Annotated in this window: 16 protein-coding genes and 1 pseudogene; 10 read left to right on the top strand and 7 right to left on the bottom strand. The window is 67.0% G+C overall.

Annotation, left to right across the window (positions count from 1 at the left end; translation table 11 throughout):
* Positions 1-104 precede the first annotated feature (104 nt).
* Positions 105-884, top strand: coding sequence for a SigE family RNA polymerase sigma factor (locus tag AC07A4_RS02480; RefSeq protein WP_478591846.1), 780 nt, complete (start codon positions 105-107; stop codon positions 882-884).
* A gap of 232 nt (positions 885-1,116) precedes the next feature.
* Here the strand turns inward: AC07A4_RS02480 and AC07A4_RS02475 are convergent, their stop codons facing one another.
* From AC07A4_RS02475 to AC07A4_RS02465, 3 genes are all read right to left on the bottom strand, one after another.
* Positions 1,117-1,806, bottom strand: coding sequence for an ATP-binding protein (locus AC07A4_RS02475; RefSeq protein ID WP_478591844.1), 690 nt, complete (start codon positions 1,804-1,806; stop codon positions 1,117-1,119).
* A gap of 730 nt (positions 1,807-2,536) precedes the next feature.
* Positions 2,537-2,926: a peptidase inhibitor family I36 protein gene (locus AC07A4_RS02470; RefSeq protein WP_478591842.1), complete on the bottom strand. Its 390-nt coding sequence runs from the start codon at positions 2,924-2,926 to the stop codon at positions 2,537-2,539.
* A gap of 776 nt (positions 2,927-3,702) precedes the next feature.
* Entirely contained in the window at positions 3,703-4,095 is a 393-nt protein-coding gene (locus AC07A4_RS02465) for a hypothetical protein (RefSeq protein ID WP_478591839.1), read from the bottom strand.
* Between the two features lie 434 nt (positions 4,096-4,529).
* On the opposite strand from AC07A4_RS02465, the gene AC07A4_RS02460 reads away from it, so the two are divergent.
* The 5 genes from AC07A4_RS02460 to AC07A4_RS02440 all read left to right on the top strand — a co-directional run bounded on the left by AC07A4_RS02460 (position 4,530) and on the right by AC07A4_RS02440 (position 11,281).
* Positions 4,530-7,310, top strand: coding sequence for an nSTAND1 domain-containing NTPase (locus AC07A4_RS02460; protein ID WP_478591837.1), 2,781 nt, complete (start codon positions 4,530-4,532; stop codon positions 7,308-7,310).
* A gap of 585 nt (positions 7,311-7,895) precedes the next feature.
* Positions 7,896-8,474, top strand: coding sequence for a hypothetical protein (locus AC07A4_RS02455; protein WP_478591835.1), 579 nt, complete (start codon positions 7,896-7,898; stop codon positions 8,472-8,474).
* A gap of 122 nt (positions 8,475-8,596) precedes the next feature.
* A complete protein-coding gene (locus AC07A4_RS02450; protein ID WP_478591833.1) occupies positions 8,597-9,943 on the top strand; it encodes a hypothetical protein in 1,347 nt (448 codons plus the stop codon).
* Positions 9,940-10,524: a hypothetical protein gene (locus tag AC07A4_RS02445; RefSeq protein WP_478591830.1), complete on the top strand. Its 585-nt coding sequence runs from the start codon at positions 9,940-9,942 to the stop codon at positions 10,522-10,524. The genes AC07A4_RS02450 and AC07A4_RS02445 overlap by 4 nt, the downstream gene beginning before the upstream one ends.
* 10 nt (positions 10,525-10,534) lie before the next feature.
* A complete protein-coding gene (locus AC07A4_RS02440) occupies positions 10,535-11,281 on the top strand; it encodes an ABC transporter ATP-binding protein (protein WP_478591828.1) in 747 nt (248 codons plus the stop codon).
* Between the two features lie 61 nt (positions 11,282-11,342).
* Here AC07A4_RS02440 and AC07A4_RS02435 read toward each other — a convergent pair whose 3' ends face one another.
* Positions 11,343-11,915: an HAD domain-containing protein gene (locus AC07A4_RS02435; RefSeq protein WP_478591826.1), complete on the bottom strand. Its 573-nt coding sequence runs from the start codon at positions 11,913-11,915 to the stop codon at positions 11,343-11,345.
* A gap of 97 nt (positions 11,916-12,012) precedes the next feature.
* Here AC07A4_RS02435 and AC07A4_RS02430 point away from each other — a divergent pair.
* A pseudogene (locus AC07A4_RS02430) lies at positions 12,013-12,691 on the top strand (transposase); the annotation flags it as partial.
* A gap of 216 nt (positions 12,692-12,907) precedes the next feature.
* Here AC07A4_RS02430 and AC07A4_RS02425 read toward each other — a convergent pair.
* From AC07A4_RS02425 to AC07A4_RS02415, 3 genes are all read right to left on the bottom strand, one after another.
* Positions 12,908-13,546, bottom strand: a complete 639-nt coding sequence (locus AC07A4_RS02425; protein ID WP_478591823.1) for a response regulator — start codon at positions 13,544-13,546, stop codon at positions 12,908-12,910.
* Positions 13,547-13,726: 180 nt separating this feature from the next.
* Entirely contained in the window at positions 13,727-14,233 is a 507-nt protein-coding gene (locus AC07A4_RS02420) for a zinc finger domain-containing protein (protein WP_478591820.1), read from the bottom strand.
* 189 nt (positions 14,234-14,422) lie between these two features.
* Positions 14,423-14,824 carry a hypothetical protein gene (locus AC07A4_RS02415; RefSeq protein WP_478591818.1) on the bottom strand — a complete coding sequence of 134 codons (402 nt, stop codon included), beginning with the start codon at positions 14,822-14,824 and terminating at the stop codon, positions 14,423-14,425.
* A 411-nt stretch (positions 14,825-15,235) separates the two neighbouring features.
* Between AC07A4_RS02415 and AC07A4_RS02410 the strand changes: the two genes are divergently transcribed.
* The 3 genes from AC07A4_RS02410 to AC07A4_RS02400 all read left to right on the top strand — a co-directional run bounded on the left by AC07A4_RS02410 (position 15,236) and on the right by AC07A4_RS02400 (position 18,308).
* Positions 15,236-15,853, top strand: a complete 618-nt coding sequence (locus AC07A4_RS02410; protein WP_478591816.1) for a TetR/AcrR family transcriptional regulator — start codon at positions 15,236-15,238, stop codon at positions 15,851-15,853.
* Positions 15,854-16,579: 726 nt separating this feature from the next.
* Positions 16,580-17,470, top strand: coding sequence for an excalibur calcium-binding domain-containing protein (locus AC07A4_RS02405; RefSeq protein WP_478591814.1), 891 nt, complete (start codon positions 16,580-16,582; stop codon positions 17,468-17,470).
* A 232-nt stretch (positions 17,471-17,702) separates the two neighbouring features.
* Entirely contained in the window at positions 17,703-18,308 is a 606-nt protein-coding gene (locus tag AC07A4_RS02400; protein WP_478591812.1) for a hypothetical protein, read from the top strand.
* Positions 18,309-18,379 lie beyond the last annotated feature (71 nt).

The following is an 18,379-nucleotide window of genomic DNA, read 5'->3' as shown; positions in this document are numbered from 1 at the left end:
GCCCCTGTGACAGGCCTGTGACAGTCGGCGGACAACGCCATGAAGTGGCTCGGGCAGAGTTTTGGTCACACGGAAATCCCAGACTCCACGACGGGGGGCGCGAGATGAACACGCTGCACAGCACCAGCTCGAGCGCAGTTGTCACGCGTCTGCACGACCTGGGCCGGAGTTCTGAGAAGCACGAGAAGTCCGGTGCCGTGAGCGGGCGGGGGTGCGCTCGCGGCACCGGGCGTCAGCACACCGCGTCGGCGAAACAGGGCCACCAGGCCTTCATGACGGTGGTTGACGCACTGAAGGGCGGCAGCGCGGGAGCTCACGGGGGAGCCGCGTACAGGGAGGAATCGGGGGAGCGGACGTCCCGATCGGAGGCCGAGTTCACGGCCTACGTCCAGGAGCACCGCGCCTCCCTGTACGCCACCGCCTACCACCTGACCGGCGACCGGTTCGAGGCCGAGGACCTGCTGCAGAGCGCCTTGTTCTCGACGTACCGCGCCTGGGACAGGATCAGCGACAAGGCCGCCGTCGGCGGCTATCTGCGGCGCACCATGACGAACCTGCACATCAGCGCCTGGCGCCGCCGCAAGCTCAACGAGTACCCGACCGAGGAACTGCCGGAGACCGTCGGTGACACGGACGCGATGCGCGGCACCGAACTGCGCGCCGTCCTGTGGCAGGCGCTCGCCCGGCTGCCCGAGCTCCAGCGCACCATGCTGGTCCTTCGCTACTACGAGGGCCGCACGGACCCGGAGATCGCGGACATCCTCGACATCAGCGTGGGCACGGTGAAGTCCAGCATCTGGCGCTCGCTGCGCCGGCTGCGCGAGGACGAGGTCCTCAGCCACGGCCGTGACCAGGAGGAGTCCTTCGGCGAGTTGGTCGCCTGAGGATCAGGGGGAGGAACACGGGGGCCGTCGCTCCTAGGGGGGAAGCGGCGGATAAGGAGGGGGAAACCGGGGGAAAGCACGGGGGATAGCGGGGATCACGGGGGATCCACGGGGGAAAACAGCGGGACCGGAAGGCCGGGGGGTCTTTCCGGTCCCGCGCTGTTGTCCGGGGCGCTGTCCGCGGCGGACCGCCGCGCACGGGGGCCCTCTCAGGCGGTCCGCACGGGGTGTCTCAGGTGAGGGTGGCGGTGTTCCGCGCCTTGACGCAGCGGCCCGCCGCGGCCGCCGCGAGGCGGCCCAGGGCCTCCTCCTTGCCGCAGGGGTGCGCGCCGAGCCCGGTCTGACGGGCCACGATGGCGCGCTCGGAACGCATCAGACGCCAGCCGCGCCGCAGCAGGAACGGCACGGACTTGCGGCCCTCGCGCAGATCGCGCAGCAGCCGGCGGCGGAACGTCGTCGACGGCCGTCCGCGCAGGCAGATCGCGTCCGCGAGCACGCCGAGCTCCCGGCAGCGCTCCACGATGTCCGCGGCGAAGATGCCCTCGGCGATGAACAGGGGCGTGCGCTCGATGTCGAGCGTCTCCTCGCCGACCCGCGCGCTCGTGGCGATGTCGTACACCGGGACGCGGGTGCGGCCCGTGCGGCACAGCTCCTCGATCGCGGTGATCGCGACGTCCGCGTCCCAGGACCGGGGCGAGTCCCAGTCGATGTCCGAGCTGCCCCCGACCAGCGGCAGCGACGGGTCGACGGCCTCCTTGTAGAAGTCGTCGAGGGACAGGACGGGCAGCCCGGTGCGGGCGGCGAACGACGACTTGCCCGAGCCGGAAGGGCCGGAGAGCAGGACGACTCGGGTGGGTATCGGAGGATGGGAACCCAATTCTATGAACCTTCTCACCTGCGGTTTTGCCGACCAGTCGGACATTTGCGTCGTACTTGACCCTGCTGGCTGCCGCTCGGTCCTGGTCGTTTCGTGGGGCGTGCGCACACGTGCGCACGCCCCACGAAACGACCAGGAGCAGCAGTCGGTGGTCTCGGGGCGCTGCCTGCCCGAGCCCTGGTGGCGCCGCCTTTGGTGCGCCCGCGAGGCATTATCCCCACTTGGGTGACGGTGGCATGAATCGGCTCTTCTTGCCAGGGAAGCTGCAGCCGGCTCACGGTTCTGTGCGAGCGATCAACGGATCGCCCAGCTCACTACGACGAGTGGACGCCCGTGAGGCCCGCATGGGAGACACACCTCAGGCGATGTTCATGATCGGGGCTGGTCCGGCCAAGGCGGCCTTCAAGGAACCCACGGTCCATGAGATCGTGGCCGCCGCCAAGGAGACCGCGCCCGTCATCGGGATCGGCTCCGCCGGGCGGATCGTCACCGTCGACCTGGGCGCGGAGTCCCCGCGCATCCTCGTCAACGCCTCCACATCAGCACTTCCCCGCACTTCCGGCACGATCGCGGGCCCACGTCCGTGTCCACCGACGCCACCAGCTGCGGTCGGGGCGTCCCCTTCCCGGCCGTGCCGCCACCGGACGCGGAACGCCATCCGCGGAGTGCGCTGCGGACGGCTCGCTGACCTGCACAGAGGATCGACTCAGTTGTCATGTCAGGAACCCAGGCGGCTTCTCGCCGCCGTCGGTCCGTGCCCGTTGGGCTCCTTCCTTCAGCAGGGGGCGATGTACCGCACGGGGCGCCAGTCGCCGGAGGCGCTACCGGACGGTGCTCCGGGGGTGGCGTAGATGAGCTGCTTGTTCTCGTTGTAGAACTTCGCCCTGGTGCCCGGGGGCATGTTGTTGTACCAGGATCTCCAGTTGAGGGCACTGGGGACTTCCTGCATGGAGCAGCCTGTGAACCTGGCCAGCAGATCCCTGTAGTTGGGCTTCTGGTAGAGGCAGAAGAAGCCGCGCGGGCAGTCTGCCGGGGCTGCTGTGGTGCTGCGTGGTGGAGCGGGCTGTGCCGGGGCCGGGACGGAGGCGGCGAGGACTCCGCTGGTGGCCAGTGCGGTGGCCACCAGCGCCATGACCGCGCCTCGGGCTGACGCCCTGCTCTGCATGGCGGGACTCCTTGGTGTCAGTGTGCAGATGGCAGACGCCCGTACAGATCCGCGATGCTGCACCCGGCCTCGTCCCTCAGGACCGGCGGGTGCTCCGCGTTCCGGACAGGAGTGCGCTCTGCGTGTTCGTCGTGGATGGAGCTGGGTGGATCGAGACTCATGACGTGGCTGTCTGGGCGGGTCCGGCAAGCGCATCGACCTGTGGGTACCGGCCCGTCGAGGCGAGGCTCGCCAGGCTCTGGCCGGGCCGGGGCAGCGCGACGCCCCGGTCGAGCTGTCCATGGTCATCGCGACGGCCAGGTTCTTGTAGAGCGTGCCGCACGTGTACGACTCGCGTTCCTCACCGGTGTAGTTCCTGCCCGAGTAGCCGCACAGGCGCTTTTCGGTACAAGTGTGCTGGGCCGTGGCCGGGTTGTTGCCGTTCAGGCCGCTGCCCAATTTCCGTACGTACTTCTCGCCGGGCAGCGGCAGCAGCATCCTGCCGTTCTTGTAGTTCTCGGCACGTCCGCTCTTCGTACCGTCAGCGGATGCCACCGGAGAGACCAGCGTGACAGCGGTCAACGCCATGACAGCTGCAGCAGGGTACTTGGACGCGCAGGGATCTCCTGAGAAGAATGGCGAGGGCGGGAGATCCGTCACGGCCTGCCAGAGGAAGCCTGACGATCCTGCCCCCGGTTCACGGCCTGTGCTCGAAGACCGGAAGGTTTCTTCGAGCACAGGCCCTGCCGTGCCGGGCTTGCGTTGTGCCGTGACTCACCCCGGGCCCGGGTGGCTCGTCAGCAGGCGTCGACGTACCACACCGGACGCCAGTCGCCGTGGGAGTCAGACGAGGGGGCTCCGGGGGTGGTGTAGATGAGCTGCTTGTTCTTGTTGTACATTTTCGCCCTGGTTCCCCTGGTCTGGTTGTTGTACCAGGAGCCACCGCTGTTGAGCCCGTCGGGGATCTCCTGCAGGTAGCAGTCCTTGTACCGGAACGCCAGACGCTTGAAGTTGGCGTCCTTGTAACCGCAGAAGTAGCCGTACGGACAGTCTGACGGGGCGGCGGCGCTGCTGCGTTCCGTGGTGGGCTGCGCCGGAGCCGAGGCGGATGCGGCGAGTACTCCGCTGGCGGCCAGCGTGGTGGCCGCCAGCGCCATGACCGCGCTGCGGCCGAGCTTCGTGCTTCGCAAAGTAGAACTCCTTGGTGTCAGCGGTCAGAAGGCAGACGCTCGTGCCGGTGGTCCCGCGTCCGGCCTCGTTCCCGAGGCTCGCCGGGCGTCTGCCCTCCTTGCGTGTGCTTGGTGCCGGCGCCCGGAAGGCCTCAGCCTGGCCGGGCGCACCCCCGTTCGTTCGTGCACCTCCGAGGGGGAGGGCTGGAGCGCCTGGGGCGGTCCGGCATCGAGTTCACCTCGGTGGGGTGTTGTTCATCAGCCCAGGTCCGTGGGGGTAAACAATCGGGTTCCGGCCGGGCGCGGGTACTGGGGATGGCTGACGGGCGGCTTGTCCGGCTTTTGCCGGATCCGTAGCGTGCCCCTCAAGCGATCATCCGGGTGTCGGGGGAATCAGGGTGGGGCGCAGGGAAAAGCCGGTTGATCCGACGGCGGGGCCGGTGGCACGGTTCGCGGTGGAGTTGCGCAAGCTGCGCGACGAGGCCGGGGGCATCGCCTACCGGGTGATGGCCGAGCGCACCGGCTATTCGATCACCGCGCTGTCCCAGGCCGCCGCTGGGGAGAAACTGCCTTCCCTGGACCTGACACTTGCCTATGTCAAATCCTGCGGAGGCGACGAACAGGGCTGGGAGCGGCGCTGGCACGCTGCCGTCCGCGAGGAGAGCGAGACCACGGCCGCCGACGAGGACACCGCAGAGGCGCCCTACCGGGGCCTGGCCCGCTTCGAGGCAGCCGACGCGCACCTGTTCTTCGGCCGGGATCACCTGACCGACCAGCTGATACAGCTCGCCCGACAGCACCCGGTCACGGCGGTCTTCGGCCCGTCCGGCAGTGGCAAGTCCTCTCTCCTGCGCGCCGGACTCATCCCGCGCCTGCGCCACAGCACGGACAGCGGGCTGCGCCCGGCGGCGATCCGCATCCTCACCCCCGGCGCACACCCCCTGCGCATCCGTGCCAACGCCCTGCTCCCCGCGGCACCCGGGGATAGGGAGACGTGGCTGGTCGTGGACCAGTTGGAGGAGATCTTCACAGAACGCAGCGAGTTCATCACCCGCCTGCTGGCCGCCCGCCACCCCAACAGTCGGCTGCGGGTGGTGCTGGGGGTACGAGCCGACTTCTATGCCCGGTGTCTGGAACAGCCAGGCCTGGACGCGGTCATCCGGGAAGCGAGCCTGCCGGTCGGGCGCATGACACTGTCCGAGCTGAGAGAGGCCATCGTCAAACCGGCCGCAGCCGAGGGCCTGATCGTTGAGCGGACGTTGACGGCGCATCTTATAAAGGAAGTCGGAGAGGAGCCGGGGGCACTTCCGCTGCTGGAGCACGCACTGCTGGAGACCTGGCGCCGACGCCGCGGCCGTACCCTGACCATGAAGGCGTACGAGGCTTCCGGCGGCCTCCGCGGCGCCATCGCCCAGACCGCCGAAGACTGCTACACCCAACTGACCCCCGCCCAGGCCGACACAGCCCGGCGCATCCTGCTACGCCTGATCACCCCGGGCGAGGGCACCCCGGACACCCGCCGCCCCATCGATGCGAGCGAGCTGGAAGAAGACCGGCGCACTGACACCCGCACCGTCCTCAACCTGCTGTGCCGCGCCCGCTTGATCACCCTTGAAGACACCGTCGTCGACCTGGCCCACGAGGCACTGATCACCGCATGGCCCCGGCTCCATGGATGGATCGAGGAAGACCGCGAACACCTGCGCGCCCACCGGCGCTTGACCGAGGCCGCCACAGCGTGGGCCGAACTCGACCGGGACTCAGGCGCCTTGTACCGGGGAACCCGCCTGGCAAGCGCCGAAGAACAGTTCCTCCACCCTCACCGTCACACTCACCTCACGGACGTGGAAAGCGCCTTCCTCAACGCCAGTACCGACGCCCGCGACCAGGAACAACACGCAGCCACCCGTACCACCCGACGGCTGCGCCGGTTCGCCATCGCCGTATCCGTGCTGCTCGCCCTGGCCCTGACCGCAGGTCTGCTTGCCTGGGATCAGAGCCGCAGCAGCGAGCGCCAACGACGGCTGGCCCAATCCCGGCAGTTCGCCGCGCAGTCCACCTCGCTCATGCGCAGTGACCCTCTTCGATCCATGCTGTTGGCGATTCGCGCGTACCGCACTGCCCCCACTGCGGAAGCCGTCACCAGGCTGTATGAAGCTGCTGCATTCCCACGCGAGCAACGACTTACGGGCCCCGAGAGTGTCCATGCTCTGGCGTTCAGTCCGGACGGCCGCACCTTGGCCACTGGCGGCCGCGACAACACAGTGCGCGTGTGGAATACCGTCACGGGGAAAGGCCGCACCGCCGGTGGCACCGGCCCTGCCGGACCGTTCTCCTCAGTGGCGTTTGGGCCAGGTGGTCACGTTCTGGCCACTCGCTATAGCGGACAAAAGAATCTGGTGATGCACCTATGGGACGTGACTGCGAGGAAATCACGCTTCCTTGTGGGCGATACCAGCAGCATCGGTAGGGTGACGTTCAGCCCGGATGGGCGCACTCTGGCCGCCCTCAACGAGGGTGGCAATTTACGACTGTGGAGCACCTCCACTGGAAAGAGCCGCGTGCTCACTGGCCACTTCAGTAACCCTCAGGCAATGGCGTTCAGCCCGGACGGGCGGACCTTGGTCATCGGCGATGCCGAGTGGGACTCAGCCAAGAACAGAGACATCCTCAAGATACGACGGCTCAACGTTGCCACCGGCAAGCCTCGCACTACTCTCATCGGCGAGACCGATGACATCACCACGCTGGCGTTCAATCGGGATGCCCGCACAGTGGCTGCTGGCAGCGAAGTCGGCACCGTGCGGCTGTGGGATGTGGCTACCGGAAAGTCGCGCGCTCTCGTTGGCGGTACCGGCCGCATCAACGTGGTGGCCTTCAGTCCGGACGGGCGCACCCTAGCTGCTGGCGGCATGGATGGCACTGTACGGCTGTGGAACACCACCACTGGCAAGAGCCGTAGCACCCTCACTGGTCATCTCAACAGCGTCGAGGCCGTGCTGTTCAGTCCGGACGGTCACACCCTGGCCACCGGTAGCCACGACAGCACGGTACGACTGTGGAATACGAAACTGATCACCCCGTCCTCGGCCATCAGGAAAATCTGTCGCAACATCTATCAGTACGTCACTCGTGGGCGCCCGAAACGCTCAGCGAGCAGAATCGACATCTCACGATTCCGATGTCCGCCACACGTGCTGGCTTGGGACCTGCGCATGACCGGGCGCGACCCATAGATGAAGGCGCTCTTCCTTCCCATTGACCTTTTCCCAACCTGGGACTCCCTCTCGATATCTCTGCATCAAAGGTGCTGAGCTTCTGGGGCTCAGGTCGGGTTATGGATCTCTGGGCGGGGTTAGGGTCCTTCTGATGGATCTCCGTGGCGTCGCGGCGTTCGGCACGCCCTGCAGGGCGAACTCGCGCTGATGCACGTACGAGGCGTACGTCGCCACTCCCTCACCATCGGCGCACCCAGGCGGCGCACCCACACGTCCGGCTCGAACCCGCCCCAAGACGTGCCCCCGTTCCGCGCGCTCGCCGAGCCACCTCACTCCCGCCTCCAACGGACGGTGGAGCGCCAGTTCCTCGGGCTCCAAGGCCAGGGCCGCCAGTGCGAGCCGACAGGCAGGTCCTTCGCGGGCTGAATCCTCCCCGCTATAGACGGGTCCATGACACGGAATTGTGGGCTCCGTCACGGCGTGTGATGTAACCCCCTGCTTATGTGATCTTCACCGAAAGGGCACACCGTCGTCACGCTCACGAGGCGTGGGGGCCTGCCGTTGTGCCCGACACCGCTGTTTTGGAGGGGGAACTCTAGAACTATGTCCACAGCCGCAACCCGTCATCGCATCCTCACCCGCACCTGCGCGGTACTCGTCAGCACGTTCACGGCGAGCACGCTGCTCACCGCCGCCGCCACGGCCGACGACACCGTTCCCGCCGGTGCCGCCACGGAGATCGCTGACGACGCGTCCGCCGTCGATACCAGCGAGGAGGGGCTGTTCGAGTTGCAGGCCCCGGACGAGGGCGGGATCCAGGCCCAGAACTTCACTAGTGAGATCAAGGGCTGGTTCACGGGAAACAAGGAGTCGCGTCACTGGGCTGACAACGACTACACCGAGATCAAGTTCACCGGGTGCTCGCTGAAGGGGACCGCGGGACACTCCCTGGACATCACGCTGCACCAGGCCATCCCGTTCGGCTTGGACAAGAGCATGGGAACGAAGACGTTCTCCAAGTGCTTCGACGGTTCGAGCAAGACGTCGCGGGGCGAGTGGGACGCGCACTACTCGGGCGGTGACAACCGGTACTTCACGATTCCCCGGCACAACGGATCCGAGCACATCCGGACTGAGTTGACGGTGAAGAAGGTGTACGTCGACGTCTCGAAGGCCGACTGACCACGGCTCACCTGATGTGACGCAGCCGGGAAGCGCACGTGCGCTTCCCGGCTTCTGCCCATTCTTCACAGAGCGGTCTGGTCTCCTTGAACCTTCGCACCCGACTCCGCACCACTCCAGCCGTGTGGACCGCGCCGGTCTGGCTCGGCATCATCGGCTTCTACTACTTCTACGCCCTGCACTTCGAAGACTCCTACGACGAGGTCCTCGCGGGCCCGCTGTGGGCACCTGAGCAGGTCGAGGTGGCCCTGTCCTACTTCTATGTCTTCGCCTATGCCATCACCCTCGGCCTCGCGGTCTGGGAAGGCGGGCGGCTGAGAAGAGACGGGGTGTGGCAGCTCGCGCCGGGCCGGTCCCGGTACCGGGTCGCTGCGCACACGCTGTTGCCGGTCGTCGCCGCCGGCTGGCTCATCCTCGTATTGCCGGTGGTGATGCGGCTGGTCGAGACCCGGCTCTTCCCGACTCCGGCCGCCCTGTCGCCGCTCGCCATGGCCATGGGCATCGTGTGTGCCTACGCGGTGCTCGGATGCGCCGTCGGCCATCTCACCCCCAGGATGATCTCCGCGCCGCTGTCGGCCGTCGCCGTCTTCTACGTCATCGTCGAAACCGTGAAGTACGACGACCCGCTGTGGCCCCGGCACGTCTCGGGTCAGCCGGACACGTCACTGGGCTTCGGCGAGCAGTACGGTGCTGCCACGCTCCTCATCCCCCTGCTGTTCGTCACCGCTCTGGCAGCCGCGGTGGCGGTGTGGTGGATACGCACAGCCGGAGCCAGCCGGTGGGCGATACGCGGCGCGTCCGCTGTGGCTGCGGTCGCGGTCATGGCAGCGTGCACCAACGTCGCCTCGGGATGGGCGATCGCGGACGGTCCCGTCACCTCTGGGCACGCGGCCGCGCGCTGCACCGGCCACGCCCCACGCGTGTGCATGGCTGAGACGGGCGGAGCCGTCGACAGACTCGACCAGGTCCGCGGGGAGATCGTGCGGTCGGTGGCCAAGCTCCGCCAGGCAGGAGTGAAGGTGCGAGTGCCCGAGACCGTCTCCGACAGCCTGCTCAACGGCCGCGACCGCAAGGGCTCCTCGGCCTCGACGTGGTGGCTGCCGCTGTCACGGCAGGCCGGACAGCTGGGCGGAGGCATGACGTTCATCCGCTACGCGGTCCTGCGCACCGCCGTCACCTTCCCCTGCGCCTTCCCGGTCTCGTTCGAATCGGGTCAGTCCGCCGACTATGTCGTCAACCACGACGCCGCCGTGCTGTGGGCCGCCACCCGCATCGACGCCGACAAGCCCTATCTGGCGTGGCGCAGGGCCGAGTACGGGGGCGCTCTGCGAAACCCCCGCGCAGTCCTGGCGAAGGTGCAAGAGCGCGTCGGCAACGCCCTCGAACTCCCCGCCAAGCAGCAGGCACGCTGGTTTCACAGGGAACAGGCCAAGGCCTGCCGCCTCGTCGGCCAGGGAGCAGCCTCGTGATCTGGTGGATCAAAGCACGGCTCCTGCTCCCCGTGCTCCTGCCCGGCGTCACGGCGTTCACGGTGATCGTCGCCGTCGCACACGACCGGTCCATCGAACTGCCGGGCATGCTGACCGCCGGGGGGAACCGCGTGTTCCTCATGCAGATCATCCCGCTCGTCATCACATCCACCCTGGCCCACAGCCTCGCCCAACGACTCATCGAGGCCGAGGCCCTGGCCACACGGAACCTACGCCGCCTGGACACGCTCCTGGTCGTGACGTGCGTGCTGACAGCAGCCCTGGCAGGCCTGTTCGTCGGAGCCGCCACGGGCTCTGACGAAGCGACCATGGTGGGCCGCAACACCGCCTTCCTCACCGGCGTCCTGCTGCTCGCGGAAGCGGTGCACCCCAAGGCAGCCACGGTCGCCCCGGTGGGGTGGGTCTTCGTGATCATGTTCCTCGGCCACGCCGACTACCACCGTCCGTGGCCGTGGGCCCTCACTCTGCACGCCCCAGCCAGCATGCCCGCCCTCGCCCTCTGCTTGCTCGTCTTCCTCGGCGGACTCGTCGCTCAGGCCCGCGTCCACCGTCACGTGTGAAAGGCCCCCTATGCCTGTCGAAATCGGCGCTGTTTCCTATGCCTACGGACGCAACAAGCCGCGCATCCTCGACCATCTCTCCTACACCACGCCAGAGGGCTTCACCGTTCTCCTCGGCCCCAACGGGGCGGGAAAGTCCACCCTGTTGAAGCTCGCCGCAGGCGTCAACCAGCCCACCACCGGCACCGTCCGTCTGGGCCGCCTGCCGTCAACCTCCCGGGAATACCGCACCAGGGTCGCCTGGATGCCCCAGACGATCACCGCGATGACGGGCCTCACCGCCCGCGAACAAGTCGCCTACACCGGCTGGCTCAAAGGCATGAACCGCGCTGACGCATGGACCGCGGCAAACACCGCCCTCGACCGTGTCCAGATGAAAGACCGCGCGGACACGAAGACCAAACAGCTCTCCGGCGGGCAGCTCCGGCGCGTCGGAGTCGCCTCATCCCTCGTCCACGACGCCCGCATCCTCCTCCTGGACGAACCCACCGCCGGAATGGACCCCACCCAGCGCCGCGTCTTCCGCGACCTGATCCTGCACCTCGCCACCGACGAAGTGCAGGTCCTGATGTCCACGCACGATGTCGCCGACCTGGCCGAAGAAGCCGACCACGTCACCGTCCTCACCGAAGGAGCCATCACCTTCACCGGCGCCACCCGCGACTTCCTCGCCCACGCACCCGCCGAAACCCCCGCAGGGCGCCGGGCCGAGGTCGCCTACACCGCCGTGTCCGCCTACACCACCACCTTGGGCTAGGACTTGTCCCGTAATGATCACGCGGCACGGCGTCGCAGCGGGTCGTCGGCCGGCTGCGAAGTCATTCAAGGCCGGTTGCCCATGCCGTCAGCGCGGCGAAGTCGTCGATGGCAAGGCCGCGTCGTGGGTCGACCCGGTGCAGTAGGGCGGGGCCGCCATGGTGTTCGTTCACCCAGGTACGATCCGCATCTGTGATCTCGTCGTCGACCCAGGCGAAGGCACGGCCTTTCGCCCACGCGACGATCTCAGGCGTCTTCCAGAGCACACTGTCTGCGGGCTCGGGCCGTGGAAAAAGCCCGGGAATGAAGGGCAGTTCGGGCAACCCCAGGACTGGCGCGACGAAGGTGTTGGCTTCTTCCTCCCACGTTGTCGCCCACACCAGATCGAAGGGAAGCGCCTCCAGCGCCGGGCCGTGATCCGGGTTGAGCCACACCCGCAGCGGCTTCGCGGGCTTGTTCGGCAGCCCCCACTCAGTCAGCCGGCGCCGCTCGGCGGCCTCCCACCGAGGGGTCAGCAAGCGGTGCGTCTGATAGCCATCGGGCCGACGGTGCGGCTTCGCGGCATACGGGTTCAGCGGTCCGTCCACATCCACGAACAGCACTGGGCGCACCCGCTCATCCCCCTGGTCCTGCATCGCACCGTACCGGTTGGTGACGAGAGCGCCGAACAGATTCCCGGGCAGGTGCTGAGCTCCATAACCGTGGGCTCCGGGGTAGTGGGACGATCTTGACATGGCAGCGGTGATCACGGCGTTACAGCCGTCCTGGACAGGCCCGTTCAGAGGGCTGAGCCCGCGCTGCTTCGGCACGCTGGTGACCACCCTGCGCTGTGAGGGAGCGAACGCGGTCCGATGAGGCCGACCGTGAAGCCTGGTCCTGGAAGATCGCGTTCTGCTGGTCGCGGCGTACTGGCGCACGAACTTGACGCTGCGCCAGCTCGCGCCGTTGTCCGGAGTCTCGAAGTCTGCAGCCGATCGCATCATCAGTCGCCCCGCACCGCTGCTCGCGCTGCGGCAGCGCAGACGGTTCGGCAAGGGCGCCGTGCTCATCGTGGACGGCACTTTGGTCCCCACGTCATGACCATTCGGTGGCCGAGCAGTCGAAGAACTACCGGTACTCCACCAGCCACCAGGTCGTCATCGACGCCGATATGCGGCTCGTCGTCGCCGTTGGCCAGCCCCTGCCCGATAACCGCAACGACTGCAAGGCATGGGAGTTGTCCGGCGCGAAGGCCGCCGTCGGCAACGCCACAGTGATCGCCGACGGCGGATACCGCGGCACTGGCCTGTTGATCCCGCACCGCCGCGAACCCGGCCAGGCCGAACACCCGGCCTGGAAAGAGGAGCACAATCGCTCACACCGCAAGGTTCGTGCTCGCGTCGAGCACACCTTCGCCCGCATGAAGAGCTGGGCGAAGCGCGCGAGGTTGCGGAGAAGCTACGGGCCGCTACCAATGGGCTGCTGCTCTGGACGTATTCGACCTTGCCTGCCGCGTCCAAGCTGCAGGTACACCCAAGCAAGCCGGAATGATCCTCACCTCACCGAACCGCTCATCCTGCCGGGGGGAGGCAGGGCTCGGTGGGGTCACGTTCAGCAGTAGTTGCGGCGTAGAGTTGCTCAACCGACCTCAGAACTCCGGTGACCCGAACCTGACTCGTTCCATCAGATCGATTACGTAGTGCACAATTTCAACTGGACGATGGGTTGCAGCAAAGATGCGACGATCCACTCCGAGTTCAGAGTCGAAGTTCACCGAGTGCACCACGACGGGGAGATCGATCTCCCTCCTCTCCAACTCGCGCAGCATGTGGATCCCCGCCTGAGGGTCTCCGTCACGATCGATGTCGCTGAGGAGGATGTCGTAGGAGCCACGGCGCAGCGAGGCCAACCCCTCTCTGGTCGAACGAGCCGTGTCTACGACCATGTCCAGGGAGCGGAAAAGACTGATCAAGGCACTGTTGTTCTCGGGGTGGTCGTCAATCCAGAGGATCCTGCCGCCCTTCAATGTGGCAGCCGCGTGGTCAAGTCTGTTCAGGACTCCACGCTTCACACTAGGAGTCACGGGGGTATCACTGTCCTCGGCGGCTTCGTCGAGTAGTTGACCAGCCATCTCCACCTCGATTCCGAGAGCCCGCAGTGCAGTGACCCTCGGGACCATTTTCTGGATGATCGTCCCTCGTAACGTCAGATAGACGACGGTGGCGAAGGTCGCCCAGAAGAAACTGGGCAGTGTGCCAATCAACTTGATCCATATCGCCTCGGGCATGGGGACATGTTCGTCCCTGGGCTCCGGCACTGCACAGCGAATGAGTGCATCCGTCGGATCTTCTGCGTGTTGCTTCCCCAAAGCTCACCGAGGACTATCCAGCGGCCCGCCGTGTGCTACGGCATCACACGGCCGGCTCCGGGCGAGGAGCGGGCCGTCGCGCTTCCTGCGGGGAGATCTCTACCGGGCATCCGGCACGGCGACCGGATGGTCGCCAAGGGCACCGAGCCGGGCGTCGATCACTTCTTCGGCCTCCCGCTGACGGCCGCCGTGGGGCTTCTCGGAGATGCGACCGTTGTTCGTACGGCACAGCTCACCCTCACCGGTCGCACGTACGCCGCAGTACTCTGCGTCGACTGCTGCGTCCCGGTCACGGCGTCGCCTGAGGGACGCGGCCTTGGACTCCCAGATCCCGATCCCCGCCATCGCCTCCGGGTACGTGATGTTCTCGTCCTCCTGCCCCGCTACCTGGTGGTGCGCGGCGCTTCGCGCGAGGTGGAGTGGCTGCCACAAGGTGGGCACGATGGCCGGGCCACCGTAGTCCTGGCGATCGGTGTCGCGCGCTGCGACTCCCCATGGGTCGCCCCGGTCGAAGCTTCGGGCGAGCGGGACGTCGCCCTCGACGATCCGGGCGACGAACGCCATGTGGCCGCTCAGTTTCCTGACGCTCGACGCGGTGGCGCGCATGTTGTCGATTTCGTCCGCGAGCGTACAGCGAACTGCCCCGTGGGGGCTGCGGGTTGGGGGTCGGCAGGAGGCCGGCGTCGGACGTTGTCTCCGACGCGCGGCGCGAATGGCCTGCTGTCAGTGGTCCAAGCGGTGCCAACAGGTCTGACCGGAGCCGAACCTCCAGCTCTAATGGCCAGCGCCAGCAGGTCAGCGCGGTGTGACGGCGCGGAGTTCGTCTAGAACCCCGAGAGCGCTCCATAGCCGCTCGACGATACCGTCGACGTCGTCGCTGTTTCCGGTGGTGCTCAACTCCGCGGCGGCGCGGCCGACGCTGGCGGCGAGCTGCTCGACCTCGGCGACGCCGTGGAGGAGTGTGTGAACGTCCCCGTGGGCGGCGGCACGAGTGCCGATGTCGAGGATGGTGACGATCCGGTCGAGGGTGGTCGAGATGGTGTCGATGCTCCGGGCGCGGGTGATGGTGTCATGCGTGGGGTCGGCGACCATGGCCGCGTCCAGGGCGCCCCGCATGCCGCGGGCGGTATCGGTCAGGCTGCGGCAGATGGCGGTGGCGGACCGGTACATGGCCCGGTAGCGCTCGAAGTCATCCACGGTCTGACGTGCTGTCCACCGCTTCAGCGCGTGTTCCCGCCGTATACCCGGCCAGTAGAGGCGCCAGGCGGCGTAGCCGACCGCGGTAGCTAGTGCCAGACACATGAGAGAGCCCGCAAGCTCACCTTCGATGAGGGCACCGAGAGCGGCGAGGGCGAGAAAGCTGGCGATTGCACATGCGATGCCCATCGGGAGAAAGAGGGCTGTGAAGGCATCGTGCGGTATCGATTGATCGTGTGGCTGGCGGGGTGCGTTCATGGGTGTCCTCTCATCGGGCGACAGGGCCCTTGACCTGATGTTTCTCTGCACCCCGACAGGATCCGAGCCTGCGGCACCCGCTTCAGCAGGGTGCGGCTCACCCTAACCACCCAAAACATTGTTGTTCAAGGTTTTCGATTGTAGGATCCGCTCATGAGTAAGCCCAGGGGGCCCTACGCCAAGACCACGGCGAAGCGGCAGCAGATCATCGACGCGGCCCTGGCCGCCTACGCCGAGGCGGGCAGCCGCAAGGTGTCGGTCCGTGACATCGCCCAGCGGGTCGATATGACCGACGCCGGAGTCCTGCACCACTTCGGCAGCAGGGAGGCACTCCTCACGGCGGTGTTGGAGGCGCGGGACGCTGCGGCCGAGCAGGCCTACAGCGGGCTCGCCAATCAGGGAGAGGCCAGCCTGCGGATCCTGGCCGACAACGCCTCAACCCCCGGGCTCGTCAAGCTCTTCGTCGACCTGGCCGCAGCAGCAGCCGAACCCGAGCACCCCGCCCATGCCTTCTTCACCGACCGCTACGCCCGCCACCGCCAGGCCCTGTCCACCTTTCTGGATGAGGCCACGGCCACCCATTCCGGCACCCCAGCACGCCCTTCCGGCGCTGGGGTGATGACGCCGGAGCGCGCGGCCCGGATCCTCATCGCCGTGACCGACGGCCTGCAACTGCAGTGGCTCCTGGAACCCGACATCGACATGGCCGCCGACATCGCCGCCCTGGCCGACGTCCTGCTCCCGGCCATGCGAGGCCACGAGAGCGGTTGATCCGCGACACCGTGGGCAGAGAGCCGGGATTCATTTCGCTGCCCAGCCGTGCCATGACATCGGGCGGACGCCGCGGACCATGCACAGCATGCGGTAAGACATGCGGTAAGAAGGGTCTGTCAGCAGAGGACACACGTGATGTGACGGCCGAATACCGAGGCCATCGGCCAGGCCGCCGACCGTGTGAACTCGGCCCGCTGCCCGTGAAGCCTGGCTTCACCTTCCAGGCCGACCTTGTGCTCAGCCGCCCACCGATACCCGCCCTCCGGCCGCGCTGTTCCCTCTGCCCTTCGGGTAGACCAGCCGGTGCACCGTCAACGAACTCGCCCGCAGCGCCCCGCTCGTCACTGGACCCTGTCACCCCGAGCAGGAAGGCCACCGCATGAGCCCTCAGTCAACGCTCCGGGCCGCACACTCCGGCCACCCGCCGGCCAGTTCGACTCTCCGGTCCCCGCTAGTCCATCGAGCCGGCCCGGGAGACAAGGGCGGGTCCATTCCAAACCCCCAACAGATGCGAGCGAAGCGCACGTGAACCCGTACAACCGCCCCTACCCCGCACCCCCGGCGGCCCGGCCTGAGTGGTGGAGGTCTAACTCAGCCCGTATCGCCGCGCTCGCCACTGTCCCGGTCCTCACCTTGATCTGGAGCGGCCTCGGTGTCCTCGCTCTGCTCGCCGCGATCACCCTCGTCTGGCTCGGTGCGTGGCCCAAGGGCGGAAAGATCGGGGTGACCATCGCCGCCGTCGTCCTGTGCGGGATGTGCCTGCCCGACACCGACGACGGGAAGAACACCAGCACCTCAGCGAAGCCGAAGTCGGCAGCGTCTCCTGACCGTGACGACGCCCCCACCGCCAAGGCTGTGAAGACGGCCGACTACACCGGCCGGAACCTCAAGGAGGCCCAGGCCCGGGCCAAGGCGGCCGGGTTCACGGTCGGCTCCCACGACGCTTCCGATCAGAAGCGATCCATCTGGATGCACTCCGCCTGGGTCGTCTGCTTCCAGAGGACGAGCAGCCTACCCGGCGACGGCAAGGGCATCGACTTCGCGGCGGTCAAGGCCGACGAGAAGTGCCCCAGCGCGGATGGCGGAGCGATTCCCTGGCCCGTCATGCCGGACGTGACCGGCAAGACCTTCAAGGATGCGCACAGGGCCGTCACCGACCTGGGCGTCCCCGCCGAGGATGTCGAAGCCGTAGCCGCGTACAGCAACGACACATTGCCCGCAGAGGGCAAGTACGACGCGTGGACGGTCTGCTCACAGCATCCAGCAAAGGGCGGGAAGGTCGACCAGATTGGCACGGCGAAGCTGCGCGTCTCGAAGCCGTCGAACGGCTGCCCCACAGCCGGTGAGGACTTCCCCGACCTCCCGGACAAGGACGACGATGGAGACCCCGACTATCGCGACCGTACTGACGACCGCAACACCAACACCAGCGGCGGCAGCACCGGCGGCGACTCTTCCTCGGGCGGCTCGTCCAGCACTGGCGGAGGTGGCGGCGCCTTTTACCGCAACTGTGACGCCGCACGCGCCGCAGGCGCCGCCCCCATCCACCGAGGCCAGCCCGGATACGCCCCCCACCTGGATCGCGACGGCGACGGAATCGGCTGCGACACCTGACCGCCGACTGCCCTCTAACTACTCCATTACTCCAGTGAAGACCAGCTACAGCCTAGCCATATAGCCAGTCCCGTCACCTGCCTGAGTGACGCTCAACTCACCCGCAGAGAGGCATTCCTCGTTGTCCGCTCCCACTCCTGATCCCAACACTTCCTTACCTCCAGCGCCGAGCGTTCCGCCTAAGGCCCACCGGAACCCGTGGAGGACGGCGTCCATCTGCCTCGCAGGCGTCTTGCTGGCGACCGTAGGCGGCCTCGTCTACGCCATCACATCCGACACCAGTGGCAAGGAAGATCTATCCTCCGATGGTTCTGCGCCGTCTCCGTCGATCTGGCAGGACACGCGCCCACCGCAAAGTCCAGAGACCGACCAATCTCCGTCCCCCTCGCCGAGTAGGTCCGCGGAATACAAGATCGGTCAACAAGCCCGTAGCGGCGGCGCGGTTGTCACCATTAATCATGTCCATGAGGCAGATGCCATCACGCTGATCGCTGGCCGAAAGGAGGCTGGTGATGGCGCGAAGTTCGTCACCCTGACGACGGTCGTCTTCAACGACGCAAAGCAGAGCATGGATCTGACTTGCAGCCTCCCGATCGTCAACGCTCTGATCGACATCGAAGGACGCCGCTACGACACCATTGATGACCTATACAAGGTTTCGGGAAACCCTGATTGTAATGATCAGCTTCAGCCTGGATTCAAGGACAAGATGAAGTTCATCTACCGAGTGCCCAAAGGAACTCGGATCGCGGAGTGGGAGTTCAGCGAACTCGATCTCGCGACCGGCCGGAAGCCGACTATCGTCCAGCTTGACACCAAGATGACCGGGGGTTCCTGACAAATCCGAAGCCCCGTGCTCACCACAGGCTCAACGGTCTGCCCGCCGCCGCTGCCGCTCTGATCCGACGG

It is taken from the genome of Streptomyces sp. NPDC043996 (assembly GCF_056435225.1).
This window is presented reverse-complemented; position numbering and strand designations above follow the sequence as displayed.

Excerpts from the sequence above, each read along its gene's own strand:
- AC07A4_RS02470 (WP_478591842.1), bottom strand. The coding sequence starts at position 2,926 with ATGCAGAGCAGGGCGTCAGCCCGAGGCGCGGTCATGGCGCTGGTGGCC.
- AC07A4_RS02440 (WP_478591828.1), top strand. The coding sequence starts at position 10,535 with ATGCCTGTCGAAATCGGCGCTGTTTCCTATGCCTACGGACGCAACAAG.
- AC07A4_RS02455 (WP_478591835.1), top strand. The coding sequence starts at position 7,896 with ATGTCCACAGCCGCAACCCGTCATCGCATCCTCACCCGCACCTGCGCG.
- AC07A4_RS02410 (WP_478591816.1), top strand. The coding sequence starts at position 15,236 with ATGAGTAAGCCCAGGGGGCCCTACGCCAAGACCACGGCGAAGCGGCAG.
- AC07A4_RS02420 (WP_478591820.1), bottom strand. The coding sequence starts at position 14,233 with ATGCGCGCCACCGCGTCGAGCGTCAGGAAACTGAGCGGCCACATGGCG.
- AC07A4_RS02480 (WP_478591846.1), top strand. The coding sequence starts at position 105 with ATGAACACGCTGCACAGCACCAGCTCGAGCGCAGTTGTCACGCGTCTG.
- AC07A4_RS02425 (WP_478591823.1), bottom strand. The coding sequence starts at position 13,546 with ATGCCCGAGGCGATATGGATCAAGTTGATTGGCACACTGCCCAGTTTC.
- AC07A4_RS02475 (WP_478591844.1), bottom strand. The coding sequence starts at position 1,806 with ATGTCCGACTGGTCGGCAAAACCGCAGGTGAGAAGGTTCATAGAATTG.
- AC07A4_RS02435 (WP_478591826.1), bottom strand. The coding sequence starts at position 11,915 with ATGCAGGACCAGGGGGATGAGCGGGTGCGCCCAGTGCTGTTCGTGGAT.